The organism is Stutzerimonas balearica DSM 6083, from assembly GCF_000818015.1.
GTDB classification, from domain to species: Bacteria; Pseudomonadota; Gammaproteobacteria; order Pseudomonadales; family Pseudomonadaceae; genus Stutzerimonas; species Stutzerimonas balearica.
Window position 1 is genome coordinate 3,962,969 of sequence record NZ_CP007511.1, and the last position, 25,849, is coordinate 3,988,817.

Consider the following 25,849-nt stretch of genomic DNA (forward strand, 5'->3'; position numbering starts at 1 on the left):
CAGCGCAAGCGTTTGATACTGGCTGGCTGCAGCCGCCTCGAGTCGGGCCAAGGCGGCCGACTCGCGCGTCGCGTCAGGGAGGGGGAACAGGCCTGTCGCTAGGGCCGGTCGCCCGCGCAGATCGCCTGGTAGAGCGGATCATCGGCCTGCAGTTCGGTCAGGCTCTCCATCTTTGCCTGGCCTTCGTTGTTAAGCCGGAACATGGCCTTCTCGGCGCAGATCAGCTGGTACTTGTCACTTGTCACCGTGGCGATCAGGCTCCGCTTTTCGAAGCGATACAGGACGAAGCGGCCCACGCGACCCTGCGGGGTGTCCTGTACCTGGGCGTTGGCGCCATCGAGCACCGTGTAGCCCAGCGGCATGGGGAACAGTAGCGTCCAGGGGCGCCACAACATGCTGCCCTTTTCCTCGGCGACCACGACCGAGCCGGCCGGCAGGCGCGCCTGGGTGGCTCCGAACCAGGTGTACTCGTAATAGATCGTGTACGTGAACATACCCAGCCCGGCGAACGCCGGAATGATCCACTTCGGCAGACGCTTGCGAGTCAGCGTACGCAACAGGAGCGCAATCCCCGCACCCGAGAAGGCAGCGACGACCGCAGCAATGAGATGCCAGAACATACGCAACTTCCTTTCAAAAAAATCGGGCTTCCAATAGGAAGCCCGACTTGTCTTTCAACCGGGGGTCAGATGCAGCATCTGACGTCGGCTTGGATTATCGCTTAGTGGCTGACAGCCGCACCAGCGCCCTTGGGCGTACGTACGCTCTCGACCAGATCCTGGATCTCCTTCGGCGGAGCCTCGGTAGCCATGGATACGACATAGGCTACAGCGAAGTTCAGGATCGCACCGACGGCACCGAAGGCCTGCGGAGAGATACCCATCCACCACTGATCAGGCGTGTTGGCCAGGCTGTTGGTGCCAGGGATGAAGAACCAGCCCAGGTACAGGAAGATGTACACGGCGGTACTTACCACACCGACCACCATACCGGCGACGGCACCCTTGCTGTTCACGCGCTTGGAGAAGATACCCATCATCAGAGCCGGGAACAGGCTCGATGCAGCCAGACCGAACGCCAGCGCCACGACCTGCGCCGCGAAGCCCGGTGGGTTCAGACCCAGGTAGGTGGCCAGGAGAATAGCGGCAGTCATGGACAGACGGGCCGCCAGCATCTCGTTCTTCTCGCTGATCTTCGGATTGATGAGGGTCTTGATCAGGTCATGACTGATGGCCGAGGAGATGGCCAGCAGCAGACCGGCAGCGGTGGACAGTGCAGCGGCAATGGCACCCGCGGCGATCAGACCGATGACCCAGCTCGGCAGGTTGGCGATTTCCGGGTTGGCCAGAACGATGATGTCATTGTTCACGGTCAGCTCGTTGCCGTTCCAGCCACGCTCCTGAGCGGTCGGGGTAAAGGCGGCGTTGGCGTCGTTGTACATCTGTACACGGCCGTCGGCGTTCTTGTCTTCCCACTTGATCAGGCCGGTCTGTTCCCAGGTCTGCACCCACTGCGGACGATCTTCATAGCGAATCGCCTCGGCCTGCGGGCCTTCCGGATAGATGGTGTTGACCAGGTTCAGGCGCGCCATGGAGGCCACGGCCGGAGCGGTGAGGTACAGCAGGGCGATGAAGATCAGCGTCCAGCCAGCGGACCAACGAGCATCAGCCACCTTCGGTACGGTGAAGAAGCGGATGATCACGTGCGGCAGACCGGCAGTACCGATCATCAGCGACAGGGTGAACAGGAACATGTTCAGCTTGTTGTCGACGTCAGCGGTGTAGGCGGAGAAGCCCAGATCGACGACGACTTCGTTCAGCTTCTGCAGCAGCGGCATACCGGACTCGGTGTGCGTGCCGAACATGCCGAACATCGGGATCGGGTTGCCAGTCAGCTGCATGGCAATGAACACCGCCGGGATGGTGTAGGCGATGATCAGAACGATGTACTGAGCTACCTGGGTGTAGGTGATGCCCTTCATGCCGCCGAATACCGCGTAGGCGAACACGATTGCCGCCGCGATCCAGATACCAGCGGAGTTGCTGACTTCCAGGAAGCGCGAGAAGGCCACACCGGCACCAGCCATCTGGCCGATTACGTAGGTCACGGAGATCAGGATCAGACAGATCACGGCGACCAGACGGGCGCCACGGCTGTAGAAACGGTCGCCGATGAAGTCCGGGACGGTGAACTTGCCGAACTTGCGCAGGTAGGGCGCCAGCAGCATGGCCAGCAGCACGTAGCCACCGGTCCAGCCCATCAGGTAGACGGAAGTGGCATAACCGCCGGAGGCGATCAGACCGGCCATGGAGATGAAGGAGGCCGCAGACATCCAGTCTGCTGCGGTCGCCATTCCGTTGGTTACGGGGTGAACGCCACCACCGGCGACGTAGAACTCTTTAGTCGAACCGGCGCGAGCCCAGACCGCGATCCCGATGTACAGCAGGAACGAGGCGCCCACGAACAGCATGTTGATCCAATATTGGCTCATGGTGGTTACTCCTCAACCCCGAATTCCTTGTCCAGTTTGTTCAGCCGCCACGCGTAGTGGAAGATGATCAAAATGAACGTGATGATGGAACCTTGTTGAGCGAACCAGAAACCCAGATCCGTTCCCCCGACAGGGATGCCGGACAATAACGGACGCAAGAGGATCGCAAAGCCATAGGAGACCAGAGCCCAGACTACGAGGCTCCATGTTATGAGGCGTACGTTCGCCTTCCAGTATGCAGCAGCATTGTTTTTATCTTCGGCCATAGCCGTTCTCCGCCTTATTGTTATTCGCGAGTGGAGGAAGCCCACATCCTGAATCTAACAAAGGTGTACAAGGCAACGAAACCCCCGACTTTAGTCTGACCAGAACCGCTCAAGAGCCCGGATTGCAGCGATAGAAAGGCTGCTCGGGCCCTGCGCCCTGTGCGGCCGGCCGACGATGCAGGCAATTTGCCAAAAATGACGCGGCGGTCACGCCCAAATCCTCTTGCTAGCTGGCCCTGCCGCATCCGTTCGCCGGCCGTCCGCGCCAGCCGGCCAGCGAAGCGGCTGCCCTGCCCGGACGCGCCACCCTGTAAATCGGCATTGCATTCAATGGCGCCCTTAATTCTGGCTTAATTAAATAAAAATGATTGCCGGCCAGCACTGATCGATAAATAAAGCTCACCGACCCGAATATCGCCAACAAATAAATCATCCAACCAGAAGTGAATTAATTAACCAAGCCTGGATAGTTTTAGCGAAGTTCTATTACCGAAGCATTGCAGCCGCGGATAGCGAATACTTATCGACAAGTGTTGCTTTCAGTGCGCCAGATGGTCGGCGCAGCTACACGCAGCCGCACGCGCCGAGCTGGCGCGAGGCGGCTGCGTGCGAGGCGACGGATTCCGCGCGGCTAGCAGCTGGGGCGGCCGGCCGTGTAGCGCTGCGCCGGATCGACGGCGGCCTGCAGATCGCGAATGGTCTCGGCGCCGATCAGCAACGGGTAGTCGAAATGCGAGCGGTCGGTGAGGTTGACCTGTGCCTCACGCCGCTCGTCACCGATGCACAGCTCGAGGCTCACCAACGGGCGCCTGGCCCTCGGCGGCTCACCAACGGGCGCCTGGCCCTCGGCGGCTCACCCTCGGCCGCGACACCGCCCTCCTCGACGCGCTGTTTGATCTCGCTGAAGCCGATCAGCGGGCGCTCGTACCAGGTGTCACCGGCGCCCTCCACGGCCAGGCGGAAACGCACCCAGGGCTGGCCGTCGCGCTCGAAGCGCTGGATATCGGTGGCCGAGAGCGAGGCGGTCATGGCGCCGGTGTCCATCTTCGCCGGCAGCACCTGGCTCAGCGGTTCGACACGGATGTTTTCGTAGCGGCCGTAGAGACGCGGCTCTTCGGCCATGACCGGGGCGACAGACAAGAGGGCAGCGAAAGGCAATAGGCGAAGCAAAACGGGTCTCCCGTGAAAGCCAGTGATGCCTTTCGGATGCATGTTGCCGCGCAGGGTTCAGCCAAGCGCTTTACAGAATGTTTGCCGCAGGCCATTCCGACCGACCTGTTAAACTGCGCCCTCCGCCCGGAATCCCTGCCGTGTCCAGTTCTTCCTTCTCCAGCCTGCCGCTGCGCGCCGCCACCCAGGCCAACCTCGACGCCCTCGGCTATCGCCAGATGACGCCGATCCAGGCCCAAAGCCTGCCGCCGATGCTCCAGGGCAAGGATGTGATCGCCCAGGCCAAGACCGGCAGCGGCAAGACGGCGGCCTTTGGCATCGCCCTGCTCGAGCCCCTGAACCCGCGCTACTTCGGCTGCCAGGCGCTGGTGCTGTGCCCGACGCGCGAACTCGCCGACCAGGTCGCCAAGGAGCTGCGCCGACTGGCGCGCGCTGCGGGCAACATCAAGATCCTGACCCTCTGCGGCGGGGTGCCGATCGGCCCGCAGATCGGTTCGCTCGAGCACGGCGCCCATGTCATCGTCGGTACGCCCGGTCGCGTCCAGGAACATCTGCGCAAGGCCACGCTGCGGCTCGACGGGCTCAATACGCTGGTCCTCGACGAGGCCGACCGCATGCTCGACATGGGCTTTCACGACGCCATCGCCGAGATCGTCGCGCAGACTCCCGAGCGCCGGCAAACGCTGCTGTTCTCCGCCACCTACCCCGAAGACGTCGAACAGCTGGCCGCGCGTTTTCTGCGCGAGCCCCTGCGCGTGGAGGTGCAGGCGCTGCACGACGACAGCCAGATCGAGCAGCGTTTCTACGAGATCGCGCCGGAGCAGCGCATGGAGGCGGTCATGCGCCTGCTCGAGTGCTTCCGCCCGCAGAGTTGCGTGGCCTTCTGCTTCACCCGCCAGCAATGCCAGGAGCTGGTCGACTACCTCGAGGCACGTGGCATCTACGCGCAACCGCTGCATGGCGACATGGAGCAACGCGAGCGTGACCAGGTGCTGGCGATGTTCGCCAACCGCAGCCTCTCGGTTCTGGTGGCGACCGATGTCGCCGCCCGCGGCCTGGACATCGACGCCCTGGACCTGGTCATCAACGTCGAACTGGCGCGCGACCCGGAAGTACATGTGCATCGAATCGGCCGCACCGGGCGTGCGGGCCGCAAGGGTATGGCGGCAAGCCTGGTGGCGCCGGCCGAAGCGCACCGTGCGCAAGCCATTGAGCACCTGCAACAGGCACCGCTGGTCTGGCACCCGCTGTCCAGCCTGAAGCCGCGTAGCGAGGAACCGTTGCGCCCGCCGATGAGCACCTTGTGCATCGCGGCCGGGCGCAAGGAAAAGCTGCGCCCGGGCGATGTGCTCGGCGCCCTCACTGGCGATGCGGGCATTGCCGGCGACAAGGTCGGCAAGATCGCCGTGTTCGACTACCAGACCTTTGTCGCCATCGAGCGCAGCGCGGCCGACAAGGCGCTGCGCCGGTTGAGCGAAGGCCGCATCAAGGGCCGCTCGCTGAAGGTGCGCATCCTCTAGGCCTGCAACTGTATGGCCGCATCCAGCGCCGACTGTGCATGGAGCGCGGCCCGCGCCGCCGCTAACGTGCCGGTTCGACAGAGGAGGCAGGCATGAGCGAGCTGATGCAGGGTTCGCTGCGCATGAGCGCGGCAATGGTGTTGTCCGGGACCATCGGCTGGTTCGTCGTCGCCTCCGGCCAGCCGGTCGTCGATGTGGTGTTCTGGCGCTGCGTGCTCGGCGCCCCGGTGCTGCTGACCGTCTGCCTCGCCTTCGGCCTGCTGCGCGGCTACCTGACCTGGCGCCTGCTGGGGCTGGCGCTGCTCGGCGGCGTCGCCCTGGTGCTCAACTGGCTGCTGCTGTTCGCCGCCTACTCGCATGCATCCATCGCGATCGCCACGGCGGTCTACAACACGCAACCGTTCATGCTCGTCGCCCTCTCGGCGCTGCTGTTCGGCGAGCGGCTGACGCGCGACAAGTTCGGCTGGCTGCTGCTGGCCTTTGGCGGGGTACTGGCGATCGTCCAGGCCAAGCCCAGCGCCAGCTATCTGGGCGACCACTACCTGCTGGGCTTCGCCCTCGCGCTGGGCGCCGCCTTTTGCTACGCGCTGGTGGTGCTCATGACCAAGGCGATGCGCGGCGTGCCGCCGCATCTGATCGCGTTGATCCAGGTCGGGGTCGGCATGCTGATGCTGGCACCGTTCGCCAATCTCGCCGAGCTGCCCGGCGACCTGTACACCTGGAGCCTGCTCGGCACGCTGGGTGTAGTGCATACCGGCGTGGTCTTCATCCTCATGTACGGAGCGATCCAGCGGCTGCCTACGCACATCACCGGCGCCCTCTCGTTCATCTATCCGGTCATGGCGATCCTCGTCGACCGTATCGCCTTCGGCCATCACCTGCAGCCTGCGCAACTGGCCGGAATCGCCGCGGTACTGCTGGCAGCGGCCGGCATGACCCTGGGCTGGACGCTGGTTCCACGCCGCAGGGCCGTGCCGACCGACTGAGCGTTACAGCGAACCGCGCTGCCACGGCCCCCAGATGGCAAAGGTGATGCCTGGCGTCTGACAGTTGACGAAGAGGAAACGACCGCTGGGGTCGAAGCAGGCCCCGGCGAACTCGCGATTGCGATAATCGCCGCCGGAGGCACGCTTGCCGGCCGCCGCCGCCTGAACATCGTCGAACACGATGTTGTTCTTGGCGAAGATGTAGGCCTCGCCGTTGCGGGTCAGCCCGAGCAGACGTTCGCCGAAACCGAACTCGTCGTTGGCGCCGCCGCCGTCCTCGCACATCAGCACGCCGCCACGCGGGCTGACCGTGATGTTGTCGGGGTTGTTGGCCACCTCCGGATCGCTGGAGGCGAACACGCAGGTCAGCCGGTCGCTGCGCAGATCGTGCATCCATACCGCGCCGCGGCCATAGCCGGCGCGGCCCTGGCTGTCGACGCCGGCGCTGGTGTCGACGATGAACAGCCGCCCATCACTGTGCCAGATGCCTTCGCCGCGGCTCATGCGCAGCGCACCGGCGTTGTGCGCCTGGAAGAACGGCCCGCTGGCACCGGGCCGCGGATCCATGTCCGGGTCGGCAATGTCGACCCACTCGAGCTGATAGCTGTCGCCCGGGCGCGGGGTCAGCAGGTCGGCATTGGCCAGGTTGCGCACGCGGGCCGCCTGAAGCATGCCGCCGGCGGCCAGCGAGCCGGGTTGCTGGCTGGCGTTGGCCGGAATGAAGCGGTAATAGCCGGCCGCGTTGCGCGCATCCTCGGTCAGGTAGACGTAGCTGTTGCGCGGGTTCACCGCCACCGCCTCGTGGGCGAAACGTCCCATCTGCACGATCGGCTGGCCCGTGGTGAGCACCGGATCGGCGGTCACTTCGAACACGTAGCCGTGCCGCCGGCCACCGACGCCGCTGTAGTCAGCGGTGGTTTCCTCGCACGACAGCCAGGTGCCCCAGGGCGTCACGCCGCCGGCACAGTTGGTGCGCGTGCCGCCCAGGCTTGGCAGCGTGCGCACCTCATGCCCACGGCCAAGCGGGAAGTACAGGTTGGTGGTGCCACCGGCCGGGCGCTGTCCGTTGGCCAGGGTCACGCCGTCGTAGATGCCGTTGGCCTGGATCAGCTCGCCGGTGCCCGCCTCGTGATTGCGCACCAGGACGATTTCCGGCCCGTGGGCACCGCGACGCACACCAATGACGCCCATGCCGTCATGGTAGCCGGGCACCGGCTGGCCGTTCTCCATCAGGTCGCCCGCCCAGGAAAAGGTCCGGTACTGGAAGCCCTCGGGCAGTTGCAGCAGTTCGAGCCCGGTGCTCTGGTCCTTGACCGGACGGATCGGGCCGTAGCTGCTGCGACGCAGGTGGCGCCCCTGGCCGCTGGCATGGCGCTGGGCGTAGGCGTCCAGTGCACCGAGAAAGGGCGTGCCGGCGACGGCGGCGGCGATCAGGCTGCCCTTGAGCAGGTTGCGGCGAGCGGGGTCATAATCACGAGTCATGCACGTATTCCTTTTGTAGGTGTGGTGGGAAGGCGCGCACGAGTAGAGCAAAGCCATTGCGGCACTCCGGTTACACCGCGGTGGCAGCCCGGTGATAAGGGACGAGCGGTCGGATAAGCTGTGCCGCAATCAACGCCGGGCCATGCGGCGCCGGCAACCGCAGACCAGAAAAGGCACCGACATGCCGACGCCTTCGATCCGCCACTCCCTGCGTCGCCTCTGGGCGCTGGAGAAGTTCGGCTACAGCCTGCGGGTGTTCATCGCCCTGGCCGGCAGCATGGCCCTGAGCTGGGGCCTGGACCGCCCGACGCTGGTGATCCCCCTGTTTCTCGGCATCATCGCCAGCGCACTGGCCGAAACCGACGACAGCTGGCGCGGCCGGCTGATCGCCCTGCTGGTGACGCTCGCCTGCTTCAGCATCGCGGCGGTCTCCGTGCAGTTGCTGTTCCCCTACCCGCTGGCCTTTGTCGCCGGCCTGGCCGCCTCGGCGTTTGCCTTGGTGATGCTCGGCGCGCTCGGCGAGCGCTACGGCGCCATCGCCCAGGCCACGCTGATCCTGTCGATCTACAGCATGATCGCGGTGGATCAGCGCGACGGCGTGATCGAGGACTTCTGGCGCGACCCGCTGCTGCTGGTCGCCGGCGCCGCCTGGTACGGCGTGCTCTCGGTGCTGTGGAACCTGCTGTTCGCCCATCAGCCGGTACAGCAAAGCCTGGCCCGGTTGTATCGCGAGCTGGGGCGCTACATCCGGCTGAAGGCTGCGCTGTTCGAACCGGTGCGCCAGCTCGACGTCGAGCAGCGTCGCATCGAGCTCGCGCAGCAGAACGGCCGGGTGGTCGGCGCGCTCAACGCGGCCAAGGAAACCCTGCTGCACCGCATGGGCCAGGCACGCAGCGGCAGCCGGATCAGCCGCTACCTCAAGCTCTACTTTCTCGCCCAGGACCTGCATGAGCGGGTCAGCTCCTCGCACTACCCCTACCAGGCGCTCGCCGAGGCCTTCTTCCACAGCGACGTGCTGTTCCGCTGCCAACGCCTGCTGCGCCTGCAGGCCAGCGCCTGCCAGGCCCTGGCCGAGGCGATCCAGCTGCGCCAGCCGTTCGTCTACGACGAGCAGAACACCCAGGCGCTGGCCGACCTGCAGGCCTCGCTCGAACACTTGCGCGAGCAGAACAACCCGGCCTGGCGCGGGCTGCTGCGTTCGCTGCGCGCGCTATCGGGCAACCTCGGCGCCCTGCAAAGCCGCCTGGCCAGCGCCAGCAACCCCGACGCGCTGGCTGGCGAACAGGACAGCTCGCTGTTCGATCGCGAGCCACAGTCGCTCGGCGATGCACTCGGGCGTATCCGCCTGCAGCTGACCCCCACCTCGCTGCTGTTCCGCCACGCGCTGCGCATGGCGCTGGCACTGGTCTGCGGCTATGCGGTGCTGCACGCGATCCACCCGGAACAGGGCTACTGGGTACTGCTGACCACCCTGTTCGTCTGCCAGCCGAACTACGGCGCCACACGGACCAAGCTGGTGCAGCGCATCGGCGGCACGGTGCTCGGCCTGGTTGCCGGCTGGGCATTGTTCGACCTGTTCCCCTGGCCGGCACTGCAGGCACTGTTCGCGGTGATCGCCGGCGTGGTGTTCTTCGCCACACGCAGCAGCCGCTACGCACTGGCCACCGCCGCGATCACGCTGATGGTGCTGTTCTGCTTCAACCAGGTCGGTGACGGCTACGGGCTGATCTGGCCGCGCCTGTTCGATACCTTGCTCGGCAGCCTTATCGCCGCCGCCGCCGTGTTTCTCGTGCTGCCGGACTGGCAGGGCCGCCGGCTCAACCAGGTGGTCGCCAATACGCTGAGCTGCAGCAGCGAGTACCTGCGCCAGATCATGCGCCAGTACGACAGCGGCAAGCGCGACGACCTCGCCTACCGCCTGGCCCGACGCGATGCGCACAACGCCGATGCGGCGCTGTCGACCACCCTGTCGAACATGCTTCTGGAGCCCGGTCACTTCCGCAAGGATGCCGAGACCGGCTTTCGTTTCCTGGTGCTCTCGCACACCCTGCTCAACTACCTCTCGGCGCTCGGTGCGCACCGCGAAACCCTGCCGGACGACGCCAGCGACGCCTTGCTCGACGAGGCCAGCGCCCGGCTGAGCGCGGCGCTCGACGAAATCGCCACGGCACTGCGTGATAACCGCCCGGTGGCCCTCCACGAGGAGGCCGAGCAAGCCCTGGCCGAACGCCTGGAGCAGTTGCCGGAGGAGATCGACGACGCTCACCGCCTGGTGCAGACCCAACTCGGCTTGATCTGTCGGCAACTGGCAGCACTGCGTAGCATGGCCGCACACCTGATCCGCCAGCGCACCGCCGAGCCGCACGCGCAGCCGTGAGCTCGCACAACGGGTAAGATGCGCGCCCGCAACCGCTGTGAACGAAGAGGTACGAGGTGCTGACGACCGAGGTGATCATCATCGGGGCCGGAGCAGCCGGCTTGATGTGCGCCGCCACCGCCGCGGCGCGCGGCCGACAGGTGCTGCTGCTCGACCACGCCAACAAGGCCGGCAAGAAGATCCTCATGTCCGGTGGCGGGCGCTGCAACTTCACCAACCTGTACACCGAGCCGGCCAACTTCCTCTCCGGCAACCCGCATTTCTGCAAGTCGGCGCTGGCACGCTACACCCAATGGGACTTCATCGAACTGGTCGCGCGCCATGGCGTGCCCTACCACGAGAAAAGGCTCGGCCAGTTGTTCTGCGACCACAAGTCCAGCGACATCCTCGCCATGCTGCTCGCGGAGTGCACCGAGACCGGCGTGGAGTTGCGTCTGGATACGAGCGTGCAGGCGATCGAGCGCGTCGAGGGCGGCTATCGGCTACAGACCAGTGCCGGTGCTGCGCACTGCCAATCCTTGGTAATCGCCACCGGCGGCCTGTCGATCCCCACGCTTGGCGCCACCGGCTTCGGCTATCAGGTGGCACGCCAGTTCGGCCACACCGTGCTGCCGACCCGCGCCGGCCTGGTGCCCTTCACTGTCACCGACCCGGCGCTCAAGGCGCTGTGCAGCGAGCTGTCCGGTACTTCGGTTGACTGCGTGGTGAGCTGCAACGGGCAGAGCTTTCGGGAAAACCTGCTGTTCACCCACCGCGGCCTGAGCGGGCCGGCCATGCTGCAGATCTCGTCCTACTGGCAGCCGGGTGACGAACTGGTCATCGACCTGCTGCCAGGGCTCGACGCCCTCGGCTGGCTACAGGAACAGGCCCTCGCCCGCCCGAATATCGAGCTCAAGACACTGCTGGCCGACGTATTCACGCGCAAGTTGGCGGTGCTGCTGTGCGACAGCTGGTTCGCATCGCGCGCACTCAAGCAATACGCGCCGGCAGAGCTGCGCGAGGTGGCCGAGCGGCTGGGCAGCTGGCGGCTGGTGCCCGCCGGCACCGAAGGCTATCGCACCGCCGAGGTCACGCTTGGCGGGGTGGACACGCGCGAGGTGTCGTCGAAAACCATGGAATCGCAGAAGTCGCCGGGGCTGTACTTCATCGGCGAAGTGCTCGACGTGACCGGCCAGCTCGGTGGCTTCAACTTCCAGTGGGCCTGGGCTTCCGGGCATGCCGCCGGCGAGGTGGTCTGAACCGGCTCAGTCGTCGCCGGTAGTGCCGGTGGCCGGCGGCACGAGCTTGTTCGGGCCGGCTGGTTCGGCTGCCGTGTCGTGATATTCCTGCGAGTTCTGCTCGTAATTGTCGATCGAGGAATCCTTCTCCTCTTCCGGCGAGCAGGCGACGAGCAGTGCGCCGACGGCGCCGCAGAGCAGTAGCTGGACGGGCTTCATGGGACGCTCCTGGGAGTGAAAGACATGCGGCCGCGAAAGCTCGCGGCCGCGTCGGCGCCCGTCTTACTGGCTGCTGCCAGTTCCGGTGCCAGTGCCGGTCGGCGGGTTGGTGGTGCCGGTGCCGCTCGGGTCGGCGGTGCCACCGGTGGTGCCGGAGCCGGTGGTGCTGTCGGACGGCATGCTGTTGGTGCCAGTGCCCGTGCCGGTGGTGCCGGTACCGGTGGCCGGCGTGCTGGTTTCCGGAGCGGGAGCCGGAGTGGCGGGCTGTTCAGTCGTAGCCGGCGGCGGGGTCGGCTCGCGTTCCTCTTCCTGGCCACAGCCAACCAGCACCAAGCCGAGCAGCGGCGGCAGCAAATAAGTCAGACGCATCGTTAACCTCCTTCGGGTGAACCGGCGCGGTAGCCGGCAATACCTGGATCCTATGATCCACGGGGAGGTAGACCGATAAACCGCCGGTTAGTGCCCGAGCGCCTCGGCCGCCGCCGGCAGCAGCGCTTCCAGATCCTGCGCCCGCAACGGCCGGGCGAGGAAATAGCCCTGCGCACAATCGCAGCCCTGCTCACGCAGGAAATCGAGCTGCTCGCCATGCTCGACCCCTTCGGCGATCACCTGCAACCCGAGGCTCTGGCCGAGCCCGATGATCGCCCGGCTGAGCACCACGGCATCGGCATCGCCCGGCGCGCCGGCGATGAAGCTGCGATCGACCTTGAGGATATGCAGCGGAAAGCGCTTGAGGTAGCCGAGCGAGGAATAGCCCGTACCGAAATCGTCCAGCGCCAGGCGCACGCCGAGTTCGGCGGCGTGGCGCAGGTTGCGCTGTACCAGCTCGCTGTCCTGCATCAGCAGCGTTTCGGTGATCTCCAGCACCAGCGAACCGGGATCGGCACCGGTCTCGGCCAGGACGCTGTTGAGCATGGCGCAGAAGTCGCACTGCTGCAGCTGGCGGATCGACAGGTTGACCGCGCAGTGCAGCGCCGCACGCCCTTCTTCCTGCCAGCGCCGCAACTGGCGGCAGGCCTGACGCAGGACCCAGTGGCCGACGCGAACGATCTCGCGCGATTCCTCCAGCGCCGCGATGAACTCCGACGGCGGCACCAGCACACCATCATGTTCCCAGCGCAGCAGGGCTTCGGCCCCGACCAACTGCGGTGCGGTCGCGCCAATGGCCCAGACGGGCTGGTAGTGCAGGACGAACTCGTTGCGTGCGAGCGCCTGGGCGAGCGCGCTTTCCAGCTCCAGCTGGCGGGTCGCGACGACCTGCAGGCTGTCGGAAAACAAGGCGAACTGGTCCTTGCCCGCCAACTTCGCGCGATACAGGGCCAGGTCGGCCGCCTGCAGCGCATCGAGCGGCTGGCCGTCGCGCATCAGCGGGGCAATGCCGATGCTGGCACTGACCGAGAGCGTACGCTCGCCCAGCTGCAACGGTTGGCGCAGCGCCGTGAGCATGCGCTGGGCGACCCGCTCGGCATCGGCGGCGCAGGCCAGGTCGCCCAGCAGCGCAACGAACTCGTCGCCGCCGAAGCGGGCCAGATGATCCCCGGCACGCAGACAGGATGCCAGCCGCTGCGCGACGATCACCAGCACCTGATCACCGGCGTTATGGCCGAGGCTGTCGTTGATCAGCTTGAAGCGATCCAGGTCGATGAACAGCAGCGCCGACTCGCGGCTGCGCGGCCGCCGCCGCACCGCCTGCAACAGCTCCTCGAGATGCAACCGATTGGCCAGGCCGGTCAGCGCATCGTGGCGCGCGGCATGCCGCAGCCCCGCCTCGGCGGCCTTGCGCGCGCTGATGTCGGTCTGCGAGCCGGCCAGATGCCAGCCACCGAGCGGATCGCGCTCGGCCACGCCGCGCACCAGCACCCAGAGATAGCTGTCGTCCCAGCTGCGGATGCGGTATTCCTGCGCCAGCGAGGTGGTTTCGCCATTGAGGTGGCGGCTGATGGATTCGCGCAGCACGGGCAGGTCGTCCGGGTGGACCCGCTCGAACCAGTCACGGCTGTTGCCCGCGCCGAGGGGCGCGAGGCCGAGCATCTGCGTCCAGCGCTCGGAGACGTAGAGCCGGTCTGACTCCACGTTCCAGTCCCAGATCCCATCTTCGGTGCCGCGCAAGGCGCGCGCCAGGCGCGCCTCGCTGTCCTCCAGCGCCTGCCGTTCGGCGGCGACATAGGTGTCGATCGCCAGGATCATGTCGAAGAAGACGATCTTCAGCAGGCTGTCGAACAGCGCCACCTGCTCGCTCTCGCCGAGAATCTGGCCGAGCATGTGCGACAGGTAGAGGCGATAGGCGCCCAGGTACCACTCCAGGTCGATACCGGCCCGTTCGTGCAACAGCCCGACCAGCAGACGGTCGCGCACGTAGTCTCGGTCATAGGGGCCGGCCAGCAGGCGCCGGTAATACTGGGTCTGGCTGTGTTTGAGACGCTCGATGCTGCCTTGCGGGCCGAGCAATGCGGAGGCTTCGGTGAACTGCGCGAGGTGATCGTAGAGTCGCTCGACGAACGCCGCCTGACCGCGATCCAGGGCCGGGTCGGCAGCCGCCTGGTTGAGCCTCGCCCGATCGGCTGCACGCCATTGCAGGAACCGCTTGCGTATGAGGATGCGGTCGAGATCGAGGCCGACGCGCTGCAGCACCACCGATAGCTGGTCTTCCATGCTTCCCCTGCTCCAATAGAGTGTGGCTGCCAGGCCAAGGCGACCCGAATGTCGCGCTGGCGCAACCATCAGCATCCGTCCGCTGGACTGATGGCGAAATGAAGGCAAGGGTGCCAGTGGTGGTGCTGTGGCTCATTGACTCATGTCAGCCAAGCAGGGGCGTGCGCCGCATCTGGCGGTACACGCCCGGCCTGGCTCAGGCGGCCTGGCGGGATGCGAAGTCCTTTTTCAGACGGTTGCGCAGCTCGGCCATCTGCTTGCCCAGTTCTTCCAGGCGAGCCGCGTCGAACAGTTCGCGCACGTCGGCAAACATCTCGGACTCCTCTTCCTCGATGTGGTGCTCGAGCAGCTCCTTGCACACCTTGATCCGGCCGGAGAACTCGACGCTGCCCGGATCGGTCTTCTTCAGGTCAGGCAGCACCAGCGAGTCCACCGCGCGATGCTCTTCCTTGGCTTCGTGATACATCTTCAGCTCGTCCTTGCCGCCGGCTTCCTTGAAGGCGGGATACAGCACCTGCTCCTCGAGCTGGGTATGGATGGTGACCTCCATTTCCAGCTTCTGCAGCAGTTCGGTGCGCGTCTTGACCGCACGCTCGGTGGACTCGGTCAGGCGCGTCAGGATGTCCTTGAGGCGTTCGTGATCCTCGATCAGCAGGTCAACGGCATTCATCTTCTTATCCTCCAGGCTGTTCACTAGGCCCGGGGACACCCGCCCCCGGGCCGCGCCATCAGGCGTACTCGTAGGTCGGCAGGCCGGTACGGCTCTGGCTCTGCAGGTGGGCGACGGCTGGGGACATTCCGGCTTCCAATGCCAGGTCTCGGCGAATCGAGCTCACCAGCCACTGCATCTGCGTGGTGGACAGCGTCTGGCCTCGCGATACGGCGCGCTTGGCGATCACTCGATCGTCATTGCTCAGCGTCAGCAGCAGCCCACCGTCCGGGCGCGCAGTGGTCGAGACATCGAACTCGGGAAAGGCGGCAGTGAGAAATTGCTGTGCAGCGGTCATTGTTGTGTACTCCGGTTGGTTTCCAGCACGGGAGCACAGAGCAGCGATCATGCCAGCCTGACGCTTTAAAACTTTCCCTTATTTTTCAAGTATTTAGCAAATTGTCACTGAATACGTGACATTGCATTACGCAAGATGTCCGGGCAAACGGCATGCAAACTGCGGGGTGGTTCACACTTCCCGACGCCATACGCTGGCGAGCCAGGGCTGCTGTTCACGCGGCAACCCGGCCGGTCGGTAATAGTGTTCCAGGGCCAGGAAGCCGGCATCTTCGACCAGGCTGCGCCAGCGTGGCCAGTCGTACCAGACGCCGTAGCGATCGCCCTGCCAGCCCTCCTCGTTGCCCCCACGCGGGTTCGAGCAAAACAGCACGCCACCCGGACGCAGCGTCGCGTACAGCTGACCAAGCACCTGCGGCAGGGCCTGGCTCGGCACATGGAACAGCACCGCGTTGGCGAACACCCCATCGAAGCGCCCCTCGGGCAGATCAAGCTGCAGGAGATTCTGCTGCCAGACTTCGCAGCCGGAGTCCCGCCGCGCCATCTCGACGAACGGCTCGGCCGCGTCGAGACCGACCGCCTCATGCCCCAGCGCCGTGAACGTCTTCAGGTCGCGCCCCGGGCCACAGCCCAGATCGAGAATACTCAAGCGCCGATCGGCGGGCAGATGACGCAGCAGTGCCTGAATGTTCTGGCTGACATCATGGTCGCGGGTGCCTTCACGAAAAGTTTCCGCGTTGCTTCGGTAGTGCTCCAGCGTGCGCTGTGCCACGCCAATCCAGGGGTCGTTCGAACTCACGAAGGCCTCCGTCGAGGGAATGGGCTACCAACAGTACATTAGTAGCAGCCTGCCAGCCTTTGATTCCCTCTGTCACATGGACGTTGCATACTGACCGACATCCTGTCCTGGCCGAACTGGCAAGGGTCTTGCGTGTACCGCCCGGCCGGGTCGCTGAACTTGCTCGCTGCGAAGAGGCCCAACTGTTGCTGGCATGCCCGCCGTTCGCTAACCCTGCTCGAAGTTCGAGAAACGCCCATGGCAGTTATGAACTCAACCTCCTCCAAAGTCGTGCTGCTCGTCGAAGATGAGCCGCACATTCTCTGCCTGCTTTCCGATTACCTGGCCAGCGAGGGTTATCAGGTCATCGAGGCCGACTGCGCCAACCGGGCGTTCGAGATTCTCGCCAGCAAGCCGCATCTCGATCTGCTGGTGACCGATTTCCGGCTGCCGGGCGGCGTGTCGGGGGTGGCGATTGCCGAGCCGGCGTTGAAGCTGCGCCCGGAAATGAAGGTGATCTTCATCAGCGGCTATCCAATCGAGATCTACGAAACCGGCAGCCCGATCGCGCGCACCGCACCGGTGCTGGCCAAGCCCTTCTCACTGGATTCGCTGCGCAGCCAGATCCAGCAGCTGATGGGCAACGGCGACGCAGCCGCGCACTAGCTGCCACGCTGCGGCAGCCGCGGCAGCCGCGGCCGGCACGGTCAACGGTTTCCGAAAAAAAGAAGGCCCGCATCGAGCGGGCCTTCCTTTTATCCTCTGCGACTCAGTTGACCTTGGGGTCAAGCTCGCCGCTGGCGTAACGCTGGAACATGCCTTCGAGGGAGATCGGCTTGATCTTCGAGGCATTGCCGGCGGTGCCGAACGCTTCGTAGCGGGCGATACAGATGTCGCGCATGGCGGCAACGGTCTTGGCCAGGTACTTGCGCGGGTCGAATTCGCTGGGGTTCTTCGCCAGGAATTCGCGGATCGCGCCGGTGGAGGCCAGACGCAGGTCGGTGTCGATGTTGACCTTGCGCACGCCGTACTTGATGCCCTCGACGATCTCTTCGACCGGCACGCCGTAGGTCTCGCCGATCTCGCCGCCGAATTCATTGATGACTTTCAGCCACTCCTGCGGCACCGAGGAGGAACCGTGCATCACCAGATGGGTGTCCGGGATGCGCGCATGGATTTCCTTGATGCGCTGGATCGACAGCGTGTCGCCGGTCGGCGGCTTGGTGAACTTGTAGGCGCCGTGGCTGGTGCCGATGGCGATGGCCAGCGCGTCGACCTTGGTCTTGGCAACGAAGTCGGCAGCCTCTTCCGGATCGGTCAGCAGCTGGCTGTGATCGAGCACGCCCTCGGCGCCAACGCCGTCTTCCTCACCGGCCATACCGGTTTCCAGGCTGCCCAGGCAGCCCAGCTCGCCCTCGACGGAGACGCCGCAGGCATGCGCGAAAGCCACGGTCTGCTGGGTCACGCGCACGTTGTACTCGTAATCGGCCGGGGTCTTGCCGTCTTCGCGCAGCGAACCGTCCATCATCACCGAGGAGAAACCGAGCTGGATCGAACGCTGACAGACGTCCGGGCTGGTGCCGTGATCCTGGTGCATGCACACCGGGATGTGCGGAAATTCTTCGATCGCCGCCAGGATGAGGTGGCGCAGGAACGGCGCGCCAGCGTATTTGCGGGCACCGGCCGAAGCCTGGACGATCACCGGGGAATCGGTCTTGTCGGCCGCTTCCATGATGGCGCGCATCTGCTCGAGGTTGTTGACGTTGAAGGCCGGCACGCCGTAGCCGAACTCGGCGGCGTGGTCGAGCATCTGGCGCATGCTGATGAGTGCCATGGTTTCCTTTCTCCCGGTTTGGGGGTCGTTTGATCGTGTAAAGCCTGCCGCAGCGGCCAACGCTGTTCAAGCGCAGCAGATGCGGCGCGGCATTGTAGTGGCGGCGCCGAGAAATGCCAGACGCGCGCCAAGTGTTCGCGGCCTCGCTAGAAATTGATCAGCGAAGCACTGCAGCCTTGGGCGAGCAGCTTGTCATCGGCCATGCGGTACACCAGCGCGGTGCTGCCCTTGTCATGAAAGCCGATCACGCCGTCGCTATAGAAAGTCCCGAGCGTGGCAGGTTCCTTGCGCAGGCGGTATACCGTGCCGCTGTCGCCGACCCGCAAGTCGACGGCGCTGTGGGCCTTGTCCGCATAGCGCCAGGCGATGTGCTCGCCCCCTTGGCACTTCCAGCGTACGAAGGGCGCATCCGGCCCGGACTGCCAGTGCGCGCAGGCGCTCAGCAGCAGCGCCAGGCCGATCGACAACAGTGCTTTCATGGCGCTCCCCTGCGGCACTCAACAATCCTGCGCGTCATCGACTATCGGCGCGGTCGGGTCGCCGGTGCTCTGCATCTCCAGGCGCTGGCTATCCTGCACGGTCGGGCTGCTGGCCGGTGGTGGGTCAATGACCTCGCAGGCCGAACCGGGCGCGCCGCTGGCACAGCCGGCCAGCGCCAGAACAGATACGGTGACTAGAGCGAAACGCATGGACCATCCCCTTTTCCTGGTGCGCGACTAAGCAACTGACCACATCGCCCGCCCAGGGTTGCCAGCGTTTCGCCTGCACCGACCCTCACGCGGGAGCGCAGCCCCCGCATGCCGATCACTTGGCGCGCTGCTCCAGCACCTCGACCGCCGGCAGGACCTTGCCTTCGACGAACTCGAGGAAGGCACCGCCGCCAGTGGAAATATAGGAGATCTGCTCGGCCACGCCGTACTTGTCGATCGCCGCCAGGGTGTCGCCGCCGCCAGCGATGGAGAACGCCGGGCTCTGGGCGATGGCCTGGGCCAGCACCTGGGTGCCGTTGCCGAACTGGTCGAACTCGAATACGCCGACCGGGCCGTTCCAGAGGATGGTCTGCGAGGCCTTGAGCATCTCGGCGAATTGCGCGGCGGTCTTCGGCCCGATGTCGAGAATCATGTCGTCATCGGCGACTTCGTCGATGCCCTTGACCGTGGCTTCGGCACTCTCGGCAAATTCCTTGGCGACGACCACGTCGACCGGCAGCGGCACGCTGACCTTGGCCGCGATAGCCTTGGCCGTGTCGAGCAGATCGGCTTCGTGCAGCGACTTGCCGACCTTGTAACCGGCGGCGGCGAGAAAGGTGTTGGCAATGCCGCCGCCGACGATCAGCTGGTCGCAGATCTGGCTGAGGCTGTTGAGCACATCGAGCTTGGTCGACACCTTGGAGCCGGCAACGATGGCCACCATTGGCCGCTGTGGCTTGTCCAGCGCCTTGCCCAGCGCGTCCAGCTCGGCCGCCAGCAGCGGGCCGGCGCAGGCGACCTTGGCGAACTTGGCCACGCCATGGGTGGAGCCCTGGGCGCGGTGCGCGGTGCCGAAGGCGTCCATCACGAAGACATCGCACAGCGCCGCGTACTGCTGCGCCAGTTCATCGGTGTTCTTCTTCTCACCCTTGTTGAAGCGCACGTTCTCCAGCAGCACCAGCTCGCCCGGCTGGACCTCGACGCCGCCCAGGTAGTCCTTGATCAGCGGCACCTCACGACCGAGCGCCTTGCTCAGGTAGTCGGCGACCGGCTTGAGGCTGTCTTCCTCGCTGTAGACGCCCTCTTCCGGGCGGCCCAAGTGCGAGCAGACCATCACCGCGGCGCCCTTCTCCAACGCCAGCTTGATGGTCGGCAGCGAAGCGAGAATGCGCGCGTCGCTCTTCACCACGCCATCCTTCACCGGCACGTTGAGATCCTCCCGGATCAGCACGCGCTTGCCGGAGAGGTCGAGGTCGGTCATCTTCAAAACGGTCATGTCGATCTTCCTTAAGTTCGAAGCAGCAGTGTCTCAAGCGCGGCCCGTCAGGCTCCGTGGGCGACGCGCAGATAGTGTTCGGTGACGTCGAGCATGCGGTTGGCGAAGCCCCACTCGTTGTCGAACCAGGCCAGCAGGTTCACCAGGCGCGGCCCGGAGGCACGCGTCAGGCTGCCGTCGACGATCGCCGAATGCGGATCGTGGTTGAAATCGCAACTGGCATGCGGCAGCTCGGTATAGGCCAGCAATCCCTTTAGCGGGCCGCTTTCGGCCGCCTCGCGCAGCACCCGGTTGATCGTCTGCGCGTCGGTATCCCGAGCGGTCTGCAGCGTGATGTCCAGGCAGGAGACGTTTACCGTCGGCACCCGCACCGCTTTGGCCTGGATCCGCCCGGAGAGTTCCGGCAGAAGGCGCTCGATGCCGCGTGCCAGCCCGGTGGACACCGGTATCACCGACTGGAACGCCGAACGTGTACGCCGCAGGTCGTCGTGGTGGTAGGCGTCGATGACCGGCTGATCGTTCATCGCCGAGTGGATGGTGGTGATCGAGGCGTACTCGATGCCCACCGCATCGTTGAGCAGCTTGAGCACCGGCACACTGCAGTTGGTGGTGCAGGAGGCGTTGGAGACCAGCCGTTCGGTGCCGCGGAGCTGCCCCTGATTGATGCCCATCACCACCGTGGCATCGACGTCGGCGGCGCTGGCCATCGGCTGCGAGAACAGCACGCGCGGCGCACCGGCGGCAAGAAAGCGCTCGCCACCGGCACGGGTGTTGTAGGCACCCGAACATTCGAGCACCAGGTCGACGCCGAGCGCCCGCCAGTCGATGGCCTCCGGCGTCGACTCGCGCAGCACCTTCACGCAGTCGCCATTGAGATGCAGGCAATCGCCTGCCACACCGACCTCGCCGGGGAAGCGACCATGGGTGGAGTCGAAGCGGGTGAGGTACTCCACACTGGCCATGTCGGCCAGGTCGTTGAGGGCAACGAACTGGAAGTCGGACGCCGCGCCGCGCTCGTAGAAGGCACGCAACACACAGCGGCCGATGCGGCCGTAGCCGTTGAGGGCGACGCGGTAGGGACGGGCGTTGGCCATGGGAGTCGTCGATCCTGGCGGTGGAAAACCGCTGCGCGGGTTTTCCACCCTACGAAAGGTGGAGTGACGTAGGGTGGATGACCAGAGTCATCCACCGCGGCTCGAATCAGTCTTCCAGCAGCTCTTCGGCCACCGCGAGGATGTTGTCGACGGTGAAGCCGAATTCCTCGAACAGCTGGCCGGCCGGGGCCGACTCGCCGTAGGTGGTCATGCCGATGATGCGGCCATCGAGACCGGCATACTTGTACCAGTAGTCCGCGTGGGCCGCTTCGATGGCGATACGCGCGCCAACTTCGACCGGCAGCACCTGTTGCTTGTAGGCCGCGTCCTGGCTATCGAACACGCTGGTGCAAGGCATCGAGACGACGCGCACCTTGCGGCCCTGCTCGGTCAGCTTGTCGGCGGCCTGCACCGCCAGGCTGACTTCCGAACCGGTGGCGATGAGGATCAGCTCCGGCTCGCCGACGCAGTTCTTCAGGATGTAGCCGCCGCGCGCGATGGCCGCCTCGGTTTCGTTGTCGCGCACATGGAACGGCAGATTCTGCCGCGAGAAGATCAGCGCGCTCGGGCCATCCTTGCGCTCGACCGCGTACTTCCAGGCGACCGCCGACTCGACGGTGTCGGCCGGGCGCCAGGTATCCAGGTTCGGCGTCATGCGCAGGCTGGCCAGCTGCTCGACCGGCTGGTGGGTCGGGCCGTCTTCGCCCAGGCCAATGGAGTCGTGGGTGAACACGTAGATCACCCGCTGCTTCATCAGCGCCGACATGCGCACCGCATTACGGGCGTACTCCATGAACATCAGGAAGGTCGCGCCGTAGGGAATCAGGCCACCGTGCAGGGCGACGCCGTTCATGATCGCCGCCATGCCGAACTCGCGCACGCCGTAGTACATGTAGTTGCCCGAGGCATCTTCCTGTACCACCGGCTTGCAGCCCTTCCACAGGGTCAGGTTGGAACCGGCGAGGTCCGCCGAGCCGCCGAGCAGTTCGGGCAGCAGCGGGCCGAAGGCATTCAGGCAGTTCTGGCTGGCCTTGCGGCTGGCGATGGTTTCGCCTTTGTTGGCCACTTCACGGATGAACTCGCTGGCCTTCTCGGCGAAGTCAGCCGGCAGCTCACCGGCCATGCGCCGCTTGAATTCGGCCGCCAGGGCCGGGAACTCGCTCTCGTAGGCGGCGAAGCGCTTGTTCCACTCGTTCTCGGCGTCGGCACCCTTCTGCTTGGCGTCCCACTCGGCATAGATCTCGGCCGGGATTTCGAACGGGCCGTAGTTCCAGCCCAGCGCCTCGCGGGTCAGGGCGATCTCGGCATCGCCGAGGGCGGCGCCGTGGGACTCTTCCTTGCCCTGCTTGTTCGGCGAGCCGAAGCCGATGATGGTCTTGCAGCAGATCAGCGTCGGCCGGTCGCTCTTGCGCGCGGTCTCGATGGCGATCTGGATCTCGTCGGCGTCGTGGCCGTTGACGTTGCGGATCACCTGCCAGCCATAGGCCTCGAAGCGGCGCGGGGTGTCGTCGGTGAACCAGCCATGCACCTCACCGTCGATGGAGATGCCGTTGTCGTCGTAGAAGGCGACCAGCTTGTTCAGGCCGAGGGTGCCGGCCAGCGAGCAGACCTCGTGGCTGATGCCTTCCATCATGCAGCCGTCGCCGAGGAACACGTAGGTGTGGTGGTCGACGATCTCGTGGCCCGGACGGTTGAACTGCGCCGCCATGATCTTCTCGGCAAGCGCGAAACCGACGGCGTTGGCAATGCCCTGGCCGAGCGGGCCGGTGGTGGTCTCGACGCCGGCGGTGTAGCCGAACTCGGGGTGGCCCGGCGTCTTGCTGTGCAGCTGGCGGAAGTTCTTCAGGTCATCGATCGACAGGTCGTAGCCGGTCAGGTGCAGCAGTGAGTAGATCAGCATCGAGCCGTGGCCGTTGGACAGCACGAAGCGGTCACGGTCGGCCCACTTGGGATTGGTCGGGCTGTGCTTGAGGTGGTCGCGCCAGAGCACTTCGGCGATGTCCGCCATGCCCATGGGGGCACCCGGATGGCCGCTGTTGGCTTTCTGCACGGCATCCATGCTGAGGGCGCGGATGGCATTGGCTCGCTCACGACGGCTGGGCATCGCTGAATCTCCTGCGGGGGGTGGTACTGAGAAAAAGGCCACTATTTTCCCCTACCGGGACCGCAAGGGGCAATGACCGGATGGACGAACAACGGCCGTGACCAGCCGCCGCTCAGTCGAGCAGCTGTACGCCCAGCCCCTGCACGTCGGGCAGGTGGGCGAGCAAGTAGTCCTTCAGTCGCGCCAGCACCGGATGGCGATCGCCACGCGCCGGCCAGACCAGGTAGTAGCTGTCCCCCGAGCGCACCGCACGGTCGAACGGCAACGCCAGGGTGCCATGCTTGAGGTCGGCGGCCACCAGCGCCAGATCGCCGATCGACACCCCGTGCCCCTGCGCCGCGGCAGAAATGCCGAGCTCCAGCGTGTCGAACAGCTTGCCCTGCTGCCAGGCGATCGTCTGGCCCAGCCCGACCCGCTCGAGCCAGCGCCGCCAGTCGCGGCAGTCACGCGACGGGTGGATCAGCTCGGCGCTGGCCAGGCGCGCCGCATCCCAGGGTTGATCGCCCAGCAACGCCGGCGCGCAGACCGGCACCAGCCATTCGTCGAACAGCTTCAGGTGCTTCCAGTCCGGGGCAAAGCTGCCGTTGCCCAGCAGCACCGCGCAGTCGAAGGGCTCGCCGTCGAAATCCACCGCATCGAGGTCCATCCAGGCGCTGGTCAGCTGTACGCGCGCCTGCGGCTGGTCGAGGCGAAAGGTTTCCAGCACGTCGAGCAGCCAGCGCATGGTCAGCGTGGTCGGCGCCTTCAGGCGCAACGCGCCCTCCTGGCGACTCACCGCAACGCAGGCGTTCTCGATGGTGCGAAAACCCACCTTGAGCTCCTGCGCCAGCACGCGTCCGGCGTCGGTCAGCGACAGGCGCGGGCCGCGGCGCTCGAACAGCTGGCAGCCCAGGCTCTGCTCGAGGGTGCGCACGTGCCGGCTGACCGCGCTCTGGGTGATGCACAGGCTCAGCCCCGCCTCGGTGAAAGAGCCCAGCCGCGCAGCCGCCTCGAACGCACGCAAGGCATAGAGCGGCGGCATGCGCGGCGCGCCGGCGGCCGAATCAGGCATGACTAAAACTCATCCTTGCCGCTGCTTTTTTCCATTTTTCCAACCCCTTGGCCCCTGTCGATACTGCGCCGGCGCCGCCTGTATGGCGCCTCCAACAATCAGATCGCAGGGAAGGATGACATGCTCGACGAACAAATTGACCATCTGCTGACCACGGCCATTCGCAACGGCGGCCTGACGCCCGAGCAGATCGCGCGGATCGTCGACTTCCGGCTGTTCGGCAACCGGCGCGGCTACCTGCTGCTCGAAGACCTGCCGATCGGCGACATCCCGGCGACACCGCAAAGCCGCGACGCACTCGGCAAGCCGGATCAGCGCAGCGAGCATCTGCTGCTGCAGGCAACCGCCCTGCTGGGCGAGCCCATCGGCTACCGCCAGGAGTCGGACGGCAGCCTGGTCAACAACTTCTTCCCGCAGCGAGCGCAGGCCCGCGCCGCGACCTCCGACAGCTTCGATACCGAGCTGGACCTGCACACCGAGAATGCCTTTCACGCCGTGCTGCCCGACTACCTGGTCCTGCTGTGCCTGCGCCAGGACCCGGCCGCCGAAGCGGTCACCTACATCGCCTCGGTGGATACCCTCCTCGAGCGGCTGAATTACGAAGAGCAGGCCTTCTTCCTGCGCGAGCCGTACAACTTCCTTTCCGACTACGGACCCGAGGGCAAGAACCAGCGCATCGACATCGACCGCCATCAGACCGTGCTGTACGGAGACCCCGACAGGCCGTTTATGCGTTTGGACCCGCAGTTCATGCTGGCCTTCAGCGATCATTCGCGCGCCCGGCTGGAACATCTGCGGGCGGTAGCCTGGGAGGTCGCCGAGCCGGTGCGCCTGTGCACTGGCGACCTGCTGATCATCGACAACCGCCGCACCGCCCACGCGCGCAGCCCGTTCAGCGCGACCTTTGATGGCACCGATCGCTGGATGCAGCGCGCCTTCGCGATCGGCAGCGCAAACCTCTACACCGAACGGCTGGGACGCCGCTCGCGGGTATACGACCTGGTGACCGAGCTATGAACGCCACCTACCTCGCTTTCGCCGCCGCCGTCGCCCTGCTGATCGCCTCGCCGGGCCCGGTGGTCGCCCTGGTGGTCGCCGATGCCCGGCGGGCCTGGCCGCTGTGGACCATTCTGGGCGGTGTGCTCTCGGCACAGCTGCTGCTGATCTGCGCCCTGCTGATGATCTACCTGGCGATGGACATCGAGCCGGTGGTGGTCGAATGGGGCCAGGTCATCGGCGGGCTCTACCTGATCTGGCTCGGTTGCGACGGCCTGTGCGGCGGCGGCAGCGAAGCAGCCGCGACCGGGCGGGGCGATTCGCACTATTTCTGGCGGGCGCTGGCGGTCGGCCTATCGAACCCCAAGGACATCCTGTTCTTTCTGGCCTTTCTGCCCGGCTTCATCCTGCCCGCCGAGCCGTTCGCGCCACAGGCGGCGATGCTGATCGTCATCTGGGCGGTGATCGATATCAGCATCCTGATCGCCTACGGCCTGCTGTCCCGGCAGATCAGCGGCAGCCGGCGCATCCAGCAGCTGCTCGATGTGCTGCCCAACTACTTCCTGCTCGGGCTCGGCCTGATCTCCTGTTCGCTGGGCATCACCCGGCTGCTGCACTGAGGCGGCTGCAGTGCGGCAAGG

24 protein-coding genes and 1 pseudogene are annotated in these 25,849 nt (G+C 65.7%); 7 read left to right on the plus strand and 18 right to left on the minus strand.

Annotated elements, in window-relative coordinates; translation table 11 throughout:
* Positions 1 to 98 precede the first annotated feature (98 nt).
* The 4 genes and pseudogenes from CL52_RS18410 to CL52_RS18425 form a co-directional block, all read right to left on the minus strand.
* Entirely contained in the window at positions 99 to 620 is a 522-nt protein-coding gene (locus CL52_RS18410; RefSeq protein WP_043222329.1) for a hypothetical protein, read from the minus strand.
* Positions 621 to 721: 101 nt separating this feature from the next.
* Complete coding sequence (locus CL52_RS18415; protein WP_041108291.1) at positions 722 to 2,491, minus strand: sodium:solute symporter family protein; 1,770 nt, start codon at positions 2,489 to 2,491, stop codon at positions 722 to 724.
* 5 nt (positions 2,492 to 2,496) lie between these two features.
* Positions 2,497 to 2,757, minus strand: a complete 261-nt coding sequence (locus CL52_RS18420; RefSeq protein WP_041108293.1) for a DUF4212 domain-containing protein — start codon at positions 2,755 to 2,757, stop codon at positions 2,497 to 2,499.
* Positions 2,758 to 3,388: 631 nt separating this feature from the next.
* A pseudogene (locus tag CL52_RS18425) lies at positions 3,389 to 3,927 on the minus strand (ATP-dependent zinc protease family protein).
* Positions 3,928 to 4,067: 140 nt separating this feature from the next.
* Here CL52_RS18425 and dbpA point away from each other — a divergent pair.
* The gene (dbpA, locus tag CL52_RS18430; RefSeq protein ID WP_041108297.1) at positions 4,068 to 5,447 is read left to right on the plus strand and encodes an ATP-dependent RNA helicase DbpA; all 1,380 of its coding nucleotides are present in this window, start codon (positions 4,068 to 4,070) and stop codon (positions 5,445 to 5,447) included.
* Between the two features lie 92 nt (positions 5,448 to 5,539).
* Complete coding sequence (locus tag CL52_RS18435) at positions 5,540 to 6,433, plus strand: DMT family transporter (protein WP_043222331.1); 894 nt, start codon at positions 5,540 to 5,542, stop codon at positions 6,431 to 6,433.
* Between the two features lie 3 nt (positions 6,434 to 6,436).
* Here the strand turns inward: CL52_RS18435 and CL52_RS18440 are convergent, their stop codons facing one another.
* Positions 6,437 to 7,915 (minus strand): alkaline phosphatase PhoX, encoded by a 1,479-nt coding sequence (locus tag CL52_RS18440; protein WP_043222333.1) that lies wholly within the window; start codon positions 7,913 to 7,915, stop codon positions 6,437 to 6,439.
* 181 nt (positions 7,916 to 8,096) lie between these two features.
* Between CL52_RS18440 and yccS the strand changes: the two genes are divergently transcribed.
* On the plus strand, positions 8,097 to 10,292 hold the full coding sequence (gene yccS / locus CL52_RS18445) for a YccS family putative transporter (RefSeq protein ID WP_043222336.1): 2,196 nt from the start codon (positions 8,097 to 8,099) through the stop codon (positions 10,290 to 10,292).
* Positions 10,293 to 10,348: 56 nt separating this feature from the next.
* Positions 10,349 to 11,530, plus strand: a complete 1,182-nt coding sequence (locus CL52_RS18450) for a BaiN/RdsA family NAD(P)/FAD-dependent oxidoreductase (protein WP_043222338.1) — start codon at positions 10,349 to 10,351, stop codon at positions 11,528 to 11,530.
* Between the two features lie 6 nt (positions 11,531 to 11,536).
* Here the strand turns inward: CL52_RS18450 and CL52_RS18455 are convergent, their stop codons facing one another.
* The 6 genes from CL52_RS18455 to CL52_RS18480 all read right to left on the minus strand — a co-directional run bounded on the left by CL52_RS18455 (position 11,537) and on the right by CL52_RS18480 (position 16,185).
* A complete protein-coding gene (locus CL52_RS18455; protein WP_041108307.1) occupies positions 11,537 to 11,728 on the minus strand; it encodes a hypothetical protein in 192 nt (63 codons plus the stop codon).
* A gap of 63 nt (positions 11,729 to 11,791) precedes the next feature.
* Positions 11,792 to 12,097 carry a hypothetical protein gene (locus CL52_RS18460; RefSeq protein ID WP_041108309.1) on the minus strand — a complete coding sequence of 102 codons (306 nt, stop codon included), beginning with the start codon at positions 12,095 to 12,097 and terminating at the stop codon, positions 11,792 to 11,794.
* Positions 12,098 to 12,184: 87 nt separating this feature from the next.
* Positions 12,185 to 14,380 (minus strand): putative bifunctional diguanylate cyclase/phosphodiesterase, encoded by a 2,196-nt coding sequence (locus CL52_RS18465; RefSeq protein WP_043222341.1) that lies wholly within the window; start codon positions 14,378 to 14,380, stop codon positions 12,185 to 12,187.
* A gap of 196 nt (positions 14,381 to 14,576) precedes the next feature.
* Positions 14,577 to 15,050: a PA2171 family ribosome-binding persister protein gene (locus CL52_RS18470; RefSeq protein WP_043222343.1), complete on the minus strand. Its 474-nt coding sequence runs from the start codon at positions 15,048 to 15,050 to the stop codon at positions 14,577 to 14,579.
* A gap of 58 nt (positions 15,051 to 15,108) precedes the next feature.
* The gene (locus tag CL52_RS18475; RefSeq protein ID WP_041108314.1) at positions 15,109 to 15,387 is read right to left on the minus strand and encodes a DUF3509 domain-containing protein; all 279 of its coding nucleotides are present in this window, start codon (positions 15,385 to 15,387) and stop codon (positions 15,109 to 15,111) included.
* 171 nt (positions 15,388 to 15,558) lie between these two features.
* Positions 15,559 to 16,185, minus strand: coding sequence for a class I SAM-dependent methyltransferase (locus CL52_RS18480; RefSeq protein WP_043222346.1), 627 nt, complete (start codon positions 16,183 to 16,185; stop codon positions 15,559 to 15,561).
* Positions 16,186 to 16,431: 246 nt separating this feature from the next.
* Between CL52_RS18480 and CL52_RS18485 the strand changes: the two genes are divergently transcribed.
* Positions 16,432 to 16,830: a response regulator gene (locus tag CL52_RS18485; RefSeq protein ID WP_041108316.1), complete on the plus strand. Its 399-nt coding sequence runs from the start codon at positions 16,432 to 16,434 to the stop codon at positions 16,828 to 16,830.
* Between the two features lie 103 nt (positions 16,831 to 16,933).
* Here the strand turns inward: CL52_RS18485 and fba are convergent, their stop codons facing one another.
* The 7 genes from fba to CL52_RS18520 form a co-directional block, all read right to left on the minus strand.
* Positions 16,934 to 17,998 (minus strand): class II fructose-bisphosphate aldolase, encoded by a 1,065-nt coding sequence (fba, locus tag CL52_RS18490; protein ID WP_043222348.1) that lies wholly within the window; start codon positions 17,996 to 17,998, stop codon positions 16,934 to 16,936.
* A gap of 146 nt (positions 17,999 to 18,144) precedes the next feature.
* The gene (locus CL52_RS18495) at positions 18,145 to 18,477 is read right to left on the minus strand and encodes an MliC family protein (protein ID WP_041108632.1); all 333 of its coding nucleotides are present in this window, start codon (positions 18,475 to 18,477) and stop codon (positions 18,145 to 18,147) included.
* 18 nt (positions 18,478 to 18,495) lie between these two features.
* Entirely contained in the window at positions 18,496 to 18,687 is a 192-nt protein-coding gene (locus tag CL52_RS18500; protein WP_043222350.1) for a hypothetical protein, read from the minus strand.
* A gap of 115 nt (positions 18,688 to 18,802) precedes the next feature.
* A complete protein-coding gene (locus CL52_RS18505) occupies positions 18,803 to 19,963 on the minus strand; it encodes a phosphoglycerate kinase (protein ID WP_041108322.1) in 1,161 nt (386 codons plus the stop codon).
* Positions 19,964 to 20,010: 47 nt separating this feature from the next.
* Positions 20,011 to 21,057 carry an erythrose-4-phosphate dehydrogenase gene (epd, locus tag CL52_RS18510; protein WP_043222352.1) on the minus strand — a complete coding sequence of 349 codons (1,047 nt, stop codon included), beginning with the start codon at positions 21,055 to 21,057 and terminating at the stop codon, positions 20,011 to 20,013.
* A gap of 106 nt (positions 21,058 to 21,163) precedes the next feature.
* Positions 21,164 to 23,161: a transketolase gene (gene tkt / locus CL52_RS18515; RefSeq protein WP_043222353.1), complete on the minus strand. Its 1,998-nt coding sequence runs from the start codon at positions 23,159 to 23,161 to the stop codon at positions 21,164 to 21,166.
* 112 nt (positions 23,162 to 23,273) lie between these two features.
* Positions 23,274 to 24,212, minus strand: a complete 939-nt coding sequence (locus tag CL52_RS18520; RefSeq protein WP_043222355.1) for a LysR substrate-binding domain-containing protein — start codon at positions 24,210 to 24,212, stop codon at positions 23,274 to 23,276.
* Positions 24,213 to 24,332: 120 nt separating this feature from the next.
* On the opposite strand from CL52_RS18520, the gene CL52_RS18525 reads away from it, so the two are divergent.
* Positions 24,333 to 25,229: a TauD/TfdA family dioxygenase gene (locus CL52_RS18525; RefSeq protein ID WP_043222356.1), complete on the plus strand. Its 897-nt coding sequence runs from the start codon at positions 24,333 to 24,335 to the stop codon at positions 25,227 to 25,229.
* A complete protein-coding gene (locus CL52_RS18530) occupies positions 25,226 to 25,828 on the plus strand; it encodes a LysE family translocator (RefSeq protein WP_041108329.1) in 603 nt (200 codons plus the stop codon). Before CL52_RS18525 ends, CL52_RS18530 begins: the two co-directional genes overlap by 4 nt.
* Positions 25,829 to 25,849 lie beyond the last annotated feature (21 nt).